Raw genomic sequence first — 15,353 nt, forward strand, 5'->3', positions numbered from 1 at the left:
TTTGCTCTTTTCTTATAGCACAAATCTTAAAACTTAAAACGCGTAGTGAACATTACCTGATCACCGTAAAAATCGTTGATACGTGCTTCAGCACCCAAAGAGAAAAGCTCTGTTGAGTGGAATCGAGCGTAGGCAGAGCCAGTCCAATCGTCATCGTTATCGATAGAAACGTAGCCGACTTTGCCGCCTACTTCTAATTGAGGGCCCAACCATTGGCGAACACCTAAGTTAAGCTCCATACCAACATCTGTGCTGCTCTCATTCGAAGGTTGCACAACGCGCATTAGCATTTCACCAGTAAGATCTGCCCAGTTGTTTAGCGGAGAATGGAAGCCAAAGCCTGCAGCTGAGTCAAAATCACTTTCAAACTCAGAGTCAATACGAGCAATAACATGCGCGTTCGGGTGAATTGATTTGCTGAATCCAGCACCAAATGTCACAGGACTTGCGCCAATACGTGCTTCGAAATAGTCGTAGCTAAAGTTGCTCATAGTTGCTGGCGCATTGCGATCGTTTGCAGCTAGGGCATGGCTTGATGCCACTAGTAAGGCAGCGGCTAATAGTGTTTTACGCATAACTAACGATAAACCTTGTTCATTATTTCCATGGATTCAAGCAACCACTTGAACCGTAATCTGATTTGTCCGACATCATAATAAAAAGGAAGGTCGACGACCAACAAAAATGTGTCGATGTTTTGTCAATTAACTTAATAGTTCCTTGGTTTAAGCAAAAACTACGCCATATACGTAGTGTCCGAGAATTTCACTCGGACAAGTAACGATGTTTTTCTAACCTCATTCGACTATGCGAGGTTAGGTGGTGTAATGAGCATCGTTGAGTTCAAGTTAGAACCAAACACTTTATTACTCGCCAAAGCTTGCTCTTCTTTCTGCCATGGCGTTGAGGATTGCCTCAGAATCAAGGATTTGAGTCCAGGATAGCAGGTTATCATCATTCTCAATCACAAACGCGGTAAGCTGAGACACGATTGCTTTTCTCAATGCTTCACCTTTCCAAGGTTTGGCAATGTAATAATCGAGACTCGCGTTATTTACGGCTTCTACGGTGTCTTCCAAACCAGCTTGTCCTGTGAGTAAAACTTTGCGCGCTGCTTTTGTGTCACCATTTTGACTGAGTTCGATTAAGAAGCTGATCCCAGTTTGTTCCGGCATAATGTGGTCACATAAAATGAGCGCAAGCTGAACTTCTTCTTCCGCCATCTCCTCAATCACTTGCCGAGCTTCAGTCACCGATTCCGCTCCTTCGACGACAAAGTTCTCCTCGAAGGGAGCAAGATCTTGGAGCACGCTATCCAAGACTTCTCGTTCGTCATCGACACATAAAATTAGATACTTGGTCATGTTTCATCTCCTTCTTCGATGACTGGTAACCAGACGGTCATTCGTGTGAACTGGCCGATCTCTGATTCGACGTCAATCCACCCTCTGTGTGCTGTTACGATTTGCTGGCAGATGGACAGCCCGATGCCTAAGCCAAAATTACCTTCTTTTTTTGTGGTGAAGTTCAGCTCGAAAATGGCGTCTCTTTGCGATTCAGGAATGCCACATCCATTATCTTCAAATGAGATAACGGCATAATGTGTGTGCTCTTTTTCTACATGGCGTGTTTGTATGTTTAACACACCTTTCTCTGGAAATGCGTCAATGGCGTTAGAGACCAAGTTCGTCCACACCTGTTGGAGTGCGATCGGTTGACAAAGGATGGAAGGCAAGTTTGCATAGTCGGTTGAAACTTGGTGCATTTTTAATTTGTTCTCGAAAATCACCAAGGTGTCTTCAATGCCCTCATGAATATCGGCATAGTGCAGGGTCTCATCATCTGACCGAGCATATCCTTTCAGGCTTTTTACCATATCAGCAATTCGTGCTGCACAGACATTAATTGAGCGAAGTGTAGAACCTGCTTTGTGGTATTGCTCTAGTGTATTGAGAGTATGATAAGACGTTTGCTGCTTTCTCGTTAGTTGGGTAAGTAGCTCGTGATCGGATTCTAAACCAAGGCTCACCACTTTCTTTGCCAACGCTCGGTCTGGAAGAGTATGGCTAAGCGCTTTTACGCGTGATCTGAGCTCGGCGGTTGAAGCGGGTTTTGAGGTTTGCGCTTTGTTCAGTAATTCAATGCCTTTGGTTTGTATATCGGAACTGGGCGCATCGTTAAGTAATCGTTCTAGTGTATGCGTTAAATTCTCTACGCCTCTTAATATCGCGGCTACTGGATTGTTTAGTTCGTGGGCCACTCCCGCAACCAATTGACCAAGCATCGCCATTTTTTCTCTTTCAATGAGCTGCTGGTGGGCTGATTCTAAAGATTCGAGCGTTTTTTGAAGTTGCAGTTTGGTGTTGATGCTTCTTTGCAATCGGCGGTTGAAGTGGCGTAAGAGCAAGTTTGTAAAAAGAGGCAGTAAGTTTGAGTCGCTTTGCATCACTTTATTGAATACGTTGCGATCGAGTTTGATAACTTCTGTTTTGGTTAGTGTTAGAGCTGTCGAGAAAGAACATTCCCCAGTAACAAACGACATGCCTCCGACAATATTCCCTTTGTTATGGCGTACAACCTCTCGCTGCATGCCTTGCTCATCGCGCTTGTACAGAGCCACTTCACCTTCGGTGATAAACCACAAAAAGCTATTTGGCTTGCCTTCCACGGTTAACAAATGTTCAGGTGAGTATGTACGGCACGCTCTTGTTTCGTCATTATCTTTGAAAAATTGCTGGAGAGCGGAGATCACTTGCTCGGCTAACTCGGCATCAGACATCGAGTGGTAGTCGTGTAAGAATCCGGCTTGATAATGGCTCATCTGGTTATTGATGTGCGCTCGCAACAAGCTGTGATGATCCAATATCTGACTGTAACTTAGCAGGTCTTCTTTGCCATTTCGCAAGATAAATTGGGTCAGCTCTTTTTGCACTGTGTTAAATAAGACGTGATCTGGCAAAGGTTTAGTGAGGCAGTGGTCGAGCCTGCCCTCATTAACGGCAGTGAGAATTGCTTCTATATCAGACGAGCAGCTAATAAGAATTTTTCTTGCTTGCTCGGTATGTGGCATCCGGTCTAAACCAATAAGAAAATCCACGCCGTTAAAATGAGCGTGATGGCTCGCTATAACTAAAGCAACAGTCTGTTCTCTTTCTTCTAGATACTCTAAAGCGCTTTGAGCCTCTTCTATCGATTCGACAGAAAATATATCAAACTTACTTGAGAAGGCAGACAGCTCCAATCGAAACTGTTCAGCACTGATTGGGTTGTTGTCGAGACACAACACAGCATAACGATTCACAGATGTTTTAGCTCCGGTTAAAACTTCGCCACGCAAACTTTAACAATAAAAGGACATGATGAGTGGGAGCCAAGTATGATTCCTGATTAATGGACTAGAATAAGCATCAATAGTCTGATTTGTCTCAATGTTTTCTCCGCAGGTGGTTTGGGGTAGACTGACCGAAAATATCTAATAAGTGACGTTATGCAAAATCTTAAAAAAATCGGCGCCATTGGTGGTGCTATCTCATTAGCACTGTGTTGGCCATTGGCTGTCGGACAAATTGGTCAGTCCATCATTGAAGATGGTATTACCAATATGAATGATGAAATGATTAAAGGCGAAGTGGTCGAGTATCAGCGTGGCTATTTGTCTTCAGTCGTGCTGACTCGTTATTCAGTTGTTGATCCTGAGCTTAAAACGCAGTTAGAGCGTGATGGTATGCCAACGACGTTTGACGTAACCAGTGATGTTAGCCACGGTCTAACAAGCCTAACAGCAGATTCAAAATTGGTGGACAATGACTTTTTGCCTCTCACGATGCATAGCCAGACTCAACTAAATGGCAATACAGCATTTATCCTCGACCTAGACAGTTGGCATTATCGTAACGAAGCGCAAGGTGTTTCTGTTTCTACAAGCCCTGCAAAAGTAACAGGTGATGTGACGGTATTGGGTGATCTCAATTACCAAGTTTCCGTTCCTTCTGTTCAAGTGGATTTTGAAAACGGTGAAGAGCTTCATCTGAATGCATTGACAGGGCAAGGTAAAGGAAAGCAAGCAAAAGGCTATTGGCTGGGTGAGCAATCTTTTTCTCTAGAGAAGCTGGATGTGGTTGATGCGAACTTGACGCCTGTCTTTTTGATTGAAAATGCGAGCTACCGTGGTAACACTACGATGAGTGAGTCTGGTGATAAGCTGAACAGTCAATTAAACCTAGATGCTAAGAAACTACGTTTAACTGATGGGACGGATGTCGATAACTTTAAGTTGGATTTCTCAATTGCAGATGTGGATAGCCAGTCTTTTGATCAAATTATGTCTATCTATCAAAGCTCTCCTATGCTAGATGAACAGGAAATTGCGAATTTATTGCCGCATGTCGATACGCTGTTTAGCAAAGGTTTTGATTTATCCGTGAACGAGCTTTCACTCGCGTTCGGTGACGGCAAGTTCCACAATGAGTGGCAACTATCCATCCCTGAAGGTACTGAGCATATTTCTCAAGATCCAATGAAGTTGGTGACGGCCACTACTGGTGAACTTAGCACTTACTTCTCTGATGAATTAGTAACGCATTACCCATTTATTCAAGAAGGGATTGATGAGCTCCTTATTATGGAGTTGATCGAAAAAGTAGAGGGCGGTTATCAATTAAAAGCAGAAATTGGTGAAGGCAAATTGAAGTTCGAAAATGGGCATGAGTTCCCATTGGTGGCTCTACTTATGCCTGCTTTGATGCAACAACAGTAATTCGTGTTGTTGCGAATTTGTTCCAATTCAACGCTTAGTCTTTAAAAAGAGGTCGTAAGACCTCTTTTCTTGTTTTTATCACTGCGAAAACGTGATATTAATTTCGTAATATTTACATAGCAGGAGCAATGAGCATCATGGAACAAAATACGGACAACGTATTTAACTTCAGTGCAGGGCCAGCAGGTCTGCCTAAAGCAGTTATGCAGCAAGCACAACAGGAACTAATCGATTGGCAAGGCCTTGGTACTTCGGTCATGGAAATCAGCCACCGAAGCAAAGAGTTCATCAAAGTTGCAGAAGAAGCCGAGCAGGATTTACGTGATCTTCTGAATATTCCGGACAACTATAAAGTACTGTTCTGCCAAGGTGGTGCTCGTGCTCAGTTTGCTGCTGTTCCTCTAAACTTACTTGGTGATGCCGATACGGCAACTTACATCGATGGTGGTTATTGGGCTGAAAGCGCGGTAGCTGAAGCGAAAAAATACTGCGAACCAGACGTGTTTGATGCAAAAACAGAAATCAACGGGAAAGTCGCGGTTCTACCTGCAAGTGAATGGAAAATTGCTCCAGAAGCGGCTTACGTTCACTTCTGTCCAAATGAGACCATTGATGGTATTGAGATTAACGATCTTCCTATCACCGACAAACCGATTGTTGCTGACATGTCTTCGACAATTCTTTCTCGTGAAATTGATGTGTCGAAATACGGTGTGATTTACGCGGGCGCTCAGAAAAATATTGGTCCTTCCGGCATTGCTATTGCTATCGTGCGCGATGATTTATTAGGTATGGCGAAGCAGGTACTACCAAGTATTTTGGATTACACTGTTTTGGCAGAAAAAGAATCAATGTTCAACACGCCACCAACCTTTGCATGGTACCTGTCTGGTCTTGTTTTCAAATGGCTGAAGGCACAGGGCGGAGTAAAAGCGATTGAGCAAGTGAACCGCGCTAAAGCCGCGCTACTGTATGATTACATCGATCAGTCTGATTTCTACCGTAATGGCGTGCACTCAGCAAACCGTTCTTTGATGAACGTGCCATTTCAACTTGCTAAGCCTGAACTGGATGCAACCTTCCTTGAGCTAGCAGACTCTAAAGGGCTGAAAGCGCTAAAAGGTCACCGAGCAGTTGGTGGTATGCGAGCATCCATTTATAACGCAATGCCGCTTGAAGGCGTTCAAGCGTTAGTAGACTTCATGCAAGAGTTTGAGAAAAACTACGCGTAAGCTCAAACTGATAACTGATATTTGTTCTCCAAAGCGTCGCTATTGCGGCGCTTTTGTTTATCTCAACTCACATCATTCCAGGAAGGTAAAATGACCAAGGCAAATATTGAAGCGCTGACTAAGCAGTTCCCACTCTTGGCAGCACTTATTGATCTTGAAGAGGTTTGTTGGTTTAACCCCCATATCACTTCCTTGGAGGAAGGCTTACCTCATGTCGGGTTAGATGAAAAAGATATTCAAGCGGCGAGTGAACGGCTAGCACGATTTGCGCCTTATTTGATGAAAGCGTTTCCCGAAACGGAAACGTCGCGTGGCGTTATTGAGTCCGCAGTGGTGGATATTCCCAATATGAAAGTGCGTTTGGAGCAGCAATACGACACACCAATATTGGGCCATTTAATGCTCAAAAAAGACAGTCATTTGCCAATTTCTGGTTCGATCAAAGCGAGAGGTGGTATTTATGAAGTGCTCACTCATGCAGAAAAGTTGGCGTTTGAAGCCGGCTTGCTCTGTGAAAGCGATGATTACAGCAAATTGTTCAGCAATGAGTTTCGGCAGTTTTTTAAGCAGTACAGTATTGCAGTTGGCTCAACCGGCAATCTTGGTATGTCCATCGGTATCATGAGTGCGAAGCTGGGTTTTTCAGTTTCAGTCCACATGTCTGCGGATGCGCGGGAATGGAAGAAAAATAAGCTCCGGTCACATGGTGTTAATGTCGTAGAGCACCAAGAAGATTATGGTATTGCTGTCGCGCAAGGTCGTAAAGAGGCAGAAAAAGATCCCAACTGTTTCTTTATCGATGATGAAAACTCACGGACGCTGTTTCTAGGTTACTCTGTTGCGGGTGAGCGTCTTAAGCAGCAATTTGATGACTTGGGAATCGTTGTTGATGAGCATCATCCATTGTTTGTTTATCTTCCTTGTGGTGTTGGCGGCGGGCCTGGTGGCGTGGCATTTGGCTTGAAGGTAGCGTTTGGCGAGCATGTCCATTGTATTTTCGCGGAGCCAACGCACTCCCCGTGCATGCTGTTGGGCGTACATACAGGCTTGCATGACGATATTTCGGTACAAGATTTGGGTATCGATAACATCACCGCCGCTGATGGCTTGGCAGTCGGGCGTGCCTCGGGATTTGTCGGAAGAGCGATGGAAAGGCTACTTGATGGTTTTTACACCATTGATGACGCTCGTATGTATCACCACTTGGGTGAGTTAAGTGAACTGGAAGGTATTAATCTAGAGCCTTCTGCATTAGCCGGTATGATTGGGGCAGTGCACGTCTCGAATAACCATGCTTATCAGTCTCAAATGAAATTTGACGAAGAAAAACTCAAAAACGCAACACATCTTGTTTGGGCAACTGGTGGGGGCATGGTTCCGGAAGATGAAATGGCGGCTTATCTCAAAAAATCTGGTCGGTAAATCAGCACTGTATACGTGCTTAATTAGGTAACTAATTAATACAGGAATAACAAAAGGGCTCATCGTTTGATGAGCCCTTCTCGTCACTGAAAATCGAATTATAGAGATTGTAATAGCTGGTAGTAACGACCTTTTTGAGCGAGTAGCGTTGGATGGTCGCCTTGTTCGATGATCTCACCTTGTTCCATCAAACAGATGCTATCCATACTTTCTAACTCTATCAGTCGGTGTGTAATGAATACTACTGTCTTATTAGCAAAGTGTTCATTGAAAAGCGCCATCACTTTTTGTTCCGTACGCTTATCGAGGCCTTCAGTCGGTTCATCTAAGAGTAGGATTGGGGCATCACGTAGCAATGCTCGAGCAATACCGATTCGACGTTTCTCACCACCAGATAACTGACGACCGCCGTCGCCTAACCAAGCGTCTAAACCCGGCTCTTCAAGAAGTCCGCCAAGCTCGACTTTTTGTAAAATAGTAGACAGTTGCTCATCACTTGCATCCGGCGCGGCCATGAGTAAGTTGTCACGTAGTGTCCCGTTTAGTACATCTACGCGTTGACTGACCACAGTCATTGCTGCTCGCAGGTCCGACTCGCTCCAATCTTGCAGTTTTGTACCACCGATTCGAACTTCACCTTGGTTAACATCCCAGTAGCGGCAAAGAAGCTGAATCAGTGTTGATTTACCTGAACCTGTTTGACCTACAATTGCAGTTTTAGTGCCCAGCGGTAGTGAGAGTGACAAGTCTTTCAGCACCTTTTGCTGACCGTCAGGGTAAGTAAAATCTATGTTGTCGAATTCAATGTCTAACGTTGTGTCTTTATGTTTCGACTGCTCAGGGAAGACAACGTCAGGTTCAGCCAAAATTACTTCATTTAAACGACGAGCAGAGGTCAACGTTTGACCGAGATACTGGAATGCGCCCGCGATAGGCATCAGAATCTCAAAGCTCGCCATGGTTGCAAACGCAAACAGCGCAATCCAAGGATCAGGAGCACGACCACCTACGCCGTCTGCAGCAAACCAAAGCATCACAACCAGTGTAAGGCCGTTCACCAGCATAAGCAGGCCTGAAGCCATGCCCGTTAAATTCGCGTTCACAAATTGGTTAGACAGCAACTGCTTCTGCTTCTCTAGAATGAGATTACGATAACGTTCTTCTGCTCCAAAGATACTCAGTTCACTGTAGCCTTGAAGCCAGTCCAGTGTCGCCACTCGAAATTGCGCTTTATGATGAGTGAGATTCTCGCCATTATTTTTACCCAGTTTATAGAACAGCACTGGCCATACAAACAACATGACGGTAAGAATCGAGCCAAGCAGTAGGGCGAGATGCCAATCAAAGAAAGCCAGGATAGCCGTTAAACACAATATGCCAAAAATACCAATCACGACAGGGCTGATAAGTCGAAGGTAAACGTGATCCATCGCGTCTACGTCCGCTACTAGGCGGTTGAGCAGATCGGCATCACGCATCGTAGAAACACGACCCGGAATCAGTGGTGCAAGTTTCTTAAAGAAGAAGATACGTAGATCGGTAAGCAGCTTGAACGTTGCATTGTGGCTAACGACACGTTCTCCCCATCGACCTGCGGTTCGAGCCATTGCAGCGCCGCGTACCCCGGCACCTGGTAACATGTAGTTGAAGGTCTCACGAGCAACCGTCAAGCCTGCCACCGCTGCGGCTGAAATAAACCAACCTGATAGCGTTAATAAGCCAATAGATGCCGCTAAGGTCAGAAATGCCAGTAGCATACCTAGCGAAAGACCAAACCAGTGTTTCTTATAGAGTTTTAGATAAGGGAGTAAATCACGCATCTAAGTTCCCCTTGTCTGTTTCACGTTGTGCGAGGTTCGCTTCCAACATGTCTTTAAATAAGCCATCTTCTGTCGACAGTGTGGCGTAATCACCACGTTGAACAATCTGGCCGTCCTGCATAACAAGAATTTGCGATACGTTTTGTAAAGGCGCAAGTTGGTGAGTAATCATCAAATTCGTTGTGGCATGCGCATACTTGTTAATGCCTTCCATCACGAGTTTTTCACTGCGAGCATCTAAGCTTGCGGTTGGTTCATCTAATAACCAAAAACGACCATTTTGTAGCATGGCGCGAGCCAGTGCTAAACGCTGCGCTTGGCCGACAGATAAACCACCAGAACGATCAGATATCGGATAATCCAACCCATGCATTTCAACAAATTCAGCAGCGTGAGAGTCATTCAACACAGAATGTACGTCTGCATCCTGAATATTTTGCTTACCTAGTGTGATGTTATCTCGAATGCTACCGTGTAATAGCATCGGGTTTTGACCAATCCAGCTTACTGCCTCTCGCCATGTGGCTAGATCCAGTTGCGACAATTCGCAGCCATTAATTTTTAAGCTACCTTGATAAGGCATGAAACCGAGGATTGTGTTTACCAAACTTGTTTTACCTGCGCCACTTGGTCCAACCAACGCTGTACTTTTGTTGGCTTCAAGAGAGAAGGATAGGGGACCTGCGAGCTGCTTACCTTCCGGACTAAAAATGGTTAACTGGTCCGCTTCAATATGGATAGGGCTGTTTTTATCTAACGCTTGGGTACCATCTTTGATTTGATCGACTTCCAAATCCAGAAACTCGACAATGCTTTCTGCTGCGCCAACCGCTTGCTGTTTCGCATGATAGAACGTGCCCAAATCACGTAATGGCTGATAAAACTCTGGAGCAAGAATCAGAATGAACAAACCAGCAAAGAGCGTAACACCTGCGCCGTAGTAGCCGAAATCGAGCTCCCCGATATAACTAAAGCCAAAGTAGACAGCGGTAATTGCGATAGAAATAGAAGTGAAAAACTCTAACACCGCAGAAGACAGAAACGCGATTTTCAGAACGTCCATGGTACGAGTACGAAAGACTTCCGAAGCACCCTTAAGAGTTTCAGTTTCAGATTTTGTTCTATCGAATAAGCGAATGGTCGTCATTGCTTGCAAGCGGTCATAAAAGTGACCCGACAAACGCTGCATTGCTTTAAAGTTTTTACGGTTTGCTTCTGCGGCTTTCATCCCAACCAGTGCCATGAAAATAGGCACTAGTGGTGCAGTGACCAGGAAGATCAAGCCTGCTGCCCAGTTTACTGGGAATACGACAACCAAAATGATGAAAGGCACTAGTACCGATAATGACATTTGAGGCAAGTAGCGTGAGAAGAAATCTTGCATATCTTCTACCTGCTCTAAGATGAGCGTTGCCCAACTGCCAGCAGGTTTGCCTTTGATGTAAGCTGGCCCAAGTTTATGAACTTTATCTAAAATGAGTTGGCGAATATAAACTCGAATTTGCTCCCCGCAACGGTAACCGGCAAGCTCTCGACCCCAGGTACAAGCAGCTCGACCGATAACCGTGCCACCGAGCCCAACAAAATGCCAAATGAGGTCGGCTTTGTCGACTTGGTCAATGATTAACTGGTGCAGAATGGAGGCGAGCAGGGCTGCTTGAGCCAATAAAAACACGCTTGAAAGTACGCCTAGGCCTATCGCAATCATAAGCCAGCGCTTGGCTAACTTACTTTGTTGCTTCAGCCACTTATTCAAGCTGCTTTGCTTTTTCTTATCCATCGTGAAGGCTTAATGATAATTGTTTTAATGAGGCGGTAGTATACAAAAGAAAACCCAGCGGGAATACCGCTGGGCTTTAAGGATATGACACAAATGTGAAAAGTTATTTGTCACCAAGTGAGTCTAAGAAACGTTCAGCATCTAATGCAGCCATACAACCTGTACCTGCAGAGGTGATCGCTTGACGGTAGTTGTGGTCCATTACGTCGCCAGCTGCAAATACACCTTCGATACTAGTTTGTGTTGCGTTGCCTTCAAGACCTGATTGAACGATGATGTAGCCATCTTTCATGTCTACTTGGCCTTCAAAGATTTGTGTGTTTGGCTGGTGGCCAATTGCGATGAATGCACCCATTACATCGATATCTTCTGTCGCACCGCTGTTCACGTCTTTAATGCGGACGCCCGTTACGCCCATATCGTCACCCAGTACTTCATCGAGAGTGCGATCGGTATGAAGAACGATATTACCGCTTTCAACTTTATCCATCAGACGTTTCACAAGGATCTTCTCTGCGCGGAATGAATCGCGGCGGTGGATCAGGTGAACTTCTGACGCAATGTTAGATAGGTATAGCGCTTCTTCAACAGCCGTGTTACCACCGCCCACAACTGCAACTTTCTGATTACGGTAGAAGAAACCGTCACAGGTTGCACAAGCAGAAACGCCGCGACCTTTAAATGCTTCTTCAGACTCAAGGCCAAGGTATTTTGCTGATGCGCCGGTAGATATGATTAAGGCATCACAAGTGTACTCACCTGAGTCGCCTTTTAAACGAAATGGGCGTTGTGATAGCTCTACTTCATTGATGTGATCAAATACGATTTCAGTTTCGAAACGCTCGGCGTGTTCTTTCATGCGATCCATCAATGCTGGACCTGTCAGTCCCTCAGCATCGCCTGGCCAGTTTTCAACTTCAGTTGTGGTGGTTAGCTGACCACCTTGTTGCATTCCCGTCACAAGCACAGGTTTTAAGTTTGCACGCGCTGCGTAGACGGCAGCTGTGTATCCTGCAGGACCAGAACCAAGAATTAATAATTTACAGTGTTTTACGTCGCTCATTATGGCTCCAAAAAGGGCGTAACATTTCCCTCGATTGTATGGAAATTCTTAGTGCTTTAAAAGCATAAACAACGATTGTGATCGAATAATTGGTTATAGATTAGAACCCACTAAATATTGATAGAGAACGTTGACTTCTAGCATAAAATTCTATTCGTAGTAGAGAAGTCTAGTTTCAAATATTGTCAAAGCGTAAAACTGAAACATGACTCTGTTTTTGTGTTTTAATTTGGTTTGTTATGTCGTTTTCGTCGTTTTGTTGAAGCTATCAACGTTAAAAGCTGGTAATTGCAGAATATTTGCGTAACCTAGTGTGTAAATTAAATGTTAATTAATGTGCCTCATTAAAGGAGCAAATGATGTTACATTCACGTGAGAATACTCTACATTTAACACAGCTCAGCATGGCAGCAATTGAGCAGCTTTCCCCATCGTTTGAAGAACTGCCTCGTACCGAACATGCAGATGGTCAGTATCGACTACGACGTTATTCTGTGGTTGGTTTTGATAACGGCAAAGTCATCGACTTAAATAAAAATAGCTTTGTTCAATCCTCTGATATCAACCGATTTCAAGGTGATGTTGTAAGACAATTCGAGCCAATTGAGAAGGATATTCTTACCAGCGATGGCTTTCGAGAAATGTGTGAATTGTTTGTCAATGCGAATCATCTGCCAAACGGTCAAGAAATAGAAATTCACCAAATCCGTATCAGGGCACTGGAAGAAGAAACCCAAGTAGCACCTGAAGGTGTGCACCAAGACGGTTTTGATCATATTGCAATGGTTGGTGTGGGACGCCATAACATCATCGGTGGCGACATCATGCTGTACAGCAGCCATAACCAAGCCCCATTTTTCCGTAAAGTGCTAGAAACCGGAGAGGTCGCAATCTTGGCTGATAGCAAGCTGTGGCATAACGCGTGCCCAATCCGCTCTGTTATTGATGACGAAGCGGGCCATATGGATGTATTTGTACTTACTGCTACGGATAAGCGTAATGAATTTCAATCTTAATCAGATCAGAGAGCAATTTCCGGCGTTGGCTCAATACCACAACGACAAGCCCGTGACGTTTTTTGATGGTCCAGGTGGCTCACAAGTGCCTCAACCAGTACTAGACAGCATGGTTGGGTATTTAGGTCGTTTCAACGCTAACTTAGGCGGGCATTATTTTTCTAGCCAAGTGACCGTTGACGTAATGCAAAATGCGCGTGAGTCGGCTCAGGCTCTACTTAATGCCCCTTCATCTGGCAATATTGTCTTCGGTGCCAATATGACCTCACTAACCTTTCAGCTTAGTCGCGCGATTAGTCGAGATTGGCAAGCAGGAGATGAGATCATTGTCTCCGCTTTGGATCACTATTCAAATGTATCCAGCTGGCAGCAAGCGGCAGAAGATAAAGGCGTTACGGTTCATCAAGTTCGTATCAACGAAGAAGATTGTACGCTTGATATGGAGCATTTAAGCCGCCTTCTTTCTGATAAAACGCGCCTTGTCGCTGTGACTTATGCATCGAACACGACGGGCTCTATTGTGGATGTACAGCAAGTAGTCAGCATGGCGCACAATGTTGGGGCACAAGTTTATGTGGATGCCGTCCATTATGCGCCTCATCATTTGGTTGATGTTCAAGCGTTAGGTTGTGACTTTTTAGCTTGCTCAGCTTACAAGTTTTTCGGACCACACGTTGGTATTGCTTACATAGCCGATCAGTGGCTCCACAGTATTCGCCCTTACAAAGTCGAGCCTGCCACTAATATAGGCCCTGGTCGATTTGAAACAGGAACGCAAAGTTTTGAAGGTCTTGCTGGTGTCGTTTCTGCGGTTGAGTATCTGGCTCAATTTGGTGAAGTCGGTTTACCTCTTCGCCAACGATTGGAGCAAAGCTACCAACTGTATGAACAACATGAGCAGCGCTTGAGTGAGCGTTTCTTGCAGCGTTTGAATGCATTAGATGGTGTCAATCTATTCGGTATCGCAAAGGAAGATAGCCAACTCCGCACGCCAACTTTTGCGCTAACGTTTGACCGATATTCTCCAGAGTTCATCGCGAAAACACTGGGTGAACATAACATTTGTGTATGGAATGGTCACTTTTATGCGTTGGGCTTAGTTCGTCAACTTGGTTTAGAAGAATCGGGTGGTGTAGTGCGAATTGGTTGTATGCATTACAACACAATAGAAGAAGTCGATATGTTATTCGATGTGCTAGAAAGCATCCTTGACGCATAACTAACGATTTCTTCATAATAGAAAAACAAAAGCTCGAGTCAAACTCGAGCTTTTTTCATTTTTATTTGAATCAACGCGTTCTGCAAGCGATTACTCACTAACTTCAACTTCATAGGAAGTGAATTTTCTTACATTAATAACGCCGGTATCAAAGATGAGGTATTGACCTTTGATGCCTTGCAAAGTGCCAGTAACAACCGGGTTTTTATCGAAGTTATGCGAAGTGATCTTCGTTGGGTGCTGTTGTACCGGGTAGCTAAGGTCGGTAATGCTTTCGTTTAATACTTCAATGGCATCTTCGCCGAATTGCTGTTTTATCTCGGCAATTTTCTCTTCGACTAAAGGCAATAGCTCAGCAAAACGGTCCTGCAATGCCATAGGTTCACCGTCACCTTTTAGCAGTGTGCGCCAATTGGTCTTGTCTGCGATATGTTTCGCCAGTTCAACTTCAATTAAACCGGAGATATGGCGAGTTTTTACTTTAAAAATTGGCAAGCCCTGAGTCGCGCCTTGGTCAATCCAACGAGTCGGGATTTGAGTATGACGAGTAATACCAACTTTTAAGCTGGATGTGTTGGACAGGTAGACAAAGTGATCCACCATGCAATTCTCTTCACCCCATTGTGGTTCGCGACAAGTCCCTTGATCGTAGTGGCAGGTCTCTGGCTTCATGATACACATGTCGCAGCTTGCTAGCTTTTTCATGCATACAAAACAGTGGCCTTGCGAATAACTCTTTTTCGTTTTCTTTCCACATGAGCAACAAAAAATATTGCCAGTGTGAGTCAGTGTGAGCGTTTTACCCAGAAAAGGAGTTAAGTCGATTTCTTCCTCACCGACAGGAAGACGGTAGTTGACGGCACCGTCCAGAGAAGCACGCATTTTGTTTAGCGTGCCAGTTGCAATTAATGACATGACATTACTCATTATTGTGTTTTTGCACAGTATATACTGAAGTGGAGAAGAGATGCAGGGTTGACAGGAGCTTTAAAGTAAATGTCTTGCACTAAATTATTATGCATCGTGTTTTATTTTCTAAAAATTA

Annotated in this window: 12 protein-coding genes; 5 read left to right on the top strand and 7 right to left on the bottom strand. The window is 44.6% G+C overall.

Annotation, left to right across the window (positions count from 1 at the left end; genetic code table 11):
• Nucleotides 1–26 precede the first annotated feature (26 nt).
• The 3 genes from R7Q48_RS10110 to R7Q48_RS10120 all read right to left on the bottom strand — a co-directional run bounded on the left by R7Q48_RS10110 (nt 27) and on the right by R7Q48_RS10120 (nt 3,301).
• On the bottom strand, nt 27–575 hold the full coding sequence (locus R7Q48_RS10110) for a hypothetical protein (RefSeq protein WP_005378006.1): 549 nt from the start codon (nt 573–575) through the stop codon (nt 27–29).
• Nucleotides 576–866: 291 nt separating this feature from the next.
• The gene (locus R7Q48_RS10115; protein ID WP_005378005.1) at nt 867–1,364 is read right to left on the bottom strand and encodes a response regulator; all 498 of its coding nucleotides are present in this window, start codon (nt 1,362–1,364) and stop codon (nt 867–869) included.
• Nucleotides 1,361–3,301 (bottom strand): ATP-binding protein, encoded by a 1,941-nt coding sequence (locus tag R7Q48_RS10120; RefSeq protein ID WP_318132269.1) that lies wholly within the window; start codon nt 3,299–3,301, stop codon nt 1,361–1,363. Before R7Q48_RS10120 ends, R7Q48_RS10115 begins: the two co-directional genes overlap by 4 nt.
• A gap of 186 nt (nt 3,302–3,487) precedes the next feature.
• Between R7Q48_RS10120 and R7Q48_RS10125 the strand changes: the two genes are divergently transcribed.
• The 3 genes from R7Q48_RS10125 to R7Q48_RS10135 all read left to right on the top strand — a co-directional run bounded on the left by R7Q48_RS10125 (nt 3,488) and on the right by R7Q48_RS10135 (nt 7,410).
• A complete protein-coding gene (locus R7Q48_RS10125) occupies nt 3,488–4,756 on the top strand; it encodes a DUF945 family protein (RefSeq protein ID WP_005378002.1) in 1,269 nt (422 codons plus the stop codon).
• A 137-nt stretch (nt 4,757–4,893) separates the two neighbouring features.
• Complete coding sequence (serC, locus tag R7Q48_RS10130; protein ID WP_005378000.1) at nt 4,894–5,988, top strand: 3-phosphoserine/phosphohydroxythreonine transaminase; 1,095 nt, start codon at nt 4,894–4,896, stop codon at nt 5,986–5,988.
• A gap of 90 nt (nt 5,989–6,078) precedes the next feature.
• Complete coding sequence (locus tag R7Q48_RS10135) at nt 6,079–7,410, top strand: D-serine ammonia-lyase (RefSeq protein ID WP_064353825.1); 1,332 nt, start codon at nt 6,079–6,081, stop codon at nt 7,408–7,410.
• A gap of 98 nt (nt 7,411–7,508) precedes the next feature.
• Here R7Q48_RS10135 and cydC read toward each other — a convergent pair whose 3' ends face one another.
• The 3 genes from cydC to trxB form a co-directional block, all read right to left on the bottom strand.
• Complete coding sequence (cydC, locus tag R7Q48_RS10140) at nt 7,509–9,230, bottom strand: heme ABC transporter ATP-binding protein/permease CydC (protein ID WP_154204674.1); 1,722 nt, start codon at nt 9,228–9,230, stop codon at nt 7,509–7,511.
• The gene (gene cydD, locus R7Q48_RS10145) at nt 9,223–11,010 is read right to left on the bottom strand and encodes a heme ABC transporter permease/ATP-binding protein CydD (RefSeq protein ID WP_047100725.1); all 1,788 of its coding nucleotides are present in this window, start codon (nt 11,008–11,010) and stop codon (nt 9,223–9,225) included. Before cydD ends, cydC begins: the two co-directional genes overlap by 8 nt.
• Before the next feature lie 103 nt (nt 11,011–11,113).
• A complete protein-coding gene (gene trxB / locus R7Q48_RS10150) occupies nt 11,114–12,073 on the bottom strand; it encodes a thioredoxin-disulfide reductase (protein WP_213966547.1) in 960 nt (319 codons plus the stop codon).
• A 359-nt stretch (nt 12,074–12,432) separates the two neighbouring features.
• On the opposite strand from trxB, the gene R7Q48_RS10155 reads away from it, so the two are divergent.
• Together R7Q48_RS10155 and R7Q48_RS10160 are read left to right on the top strand one after the other, a co-directional pair.
• A complete protein-coding gene (locus R7Q48_RS10155; RefSeq protein ID WP_031781258.1) occupies nt 12,433–13,089 on the top strand; it encodes a 2OG-Fe dioxygenase family protein in 657 nt (218 codons plus the stop codon).
• Nucleotides 13,073–14,308 carry a cysteine desulfurase-like protein gene (locus R7Q48_RS10160; protein WP_005377986.1) on the top strand — a complete coding sequence of 412 codons (1,236 nt, stop codon included), beginning with the start codon at nt 13,073–13,075 and terminating at the stop codon, nt 14,306–14,308. The genes R7Q48_RS10155 and R7Q48_RS10160 overlap by 17 nt, the downstream gene beginning before the upstream one ends.
• Nucleotides 14,309–14,398: 90 nt before the next feature.
• Here the strand turns inward: R7Q48_RS10160 and R7Q48_RS10165 are convergent, their stop codons facing one another.
• On the bottom strand, nt 14,399–15,223 hold the full coding sequence (locus R7Q48_RS10165; RefSeq protein ID WP_005377984.1) for a DUF2797 domain-containing protein: 825 nt from the start codon (nt 15,221–15,223) through the stop codon (nt 14,399–14,401).
• Between the last annotated feature and the right edge of the window lie 130 nt (nt 15,224–15,353).

Source organism: Vibrio sp. 378, from assembly GCF_033339435.1.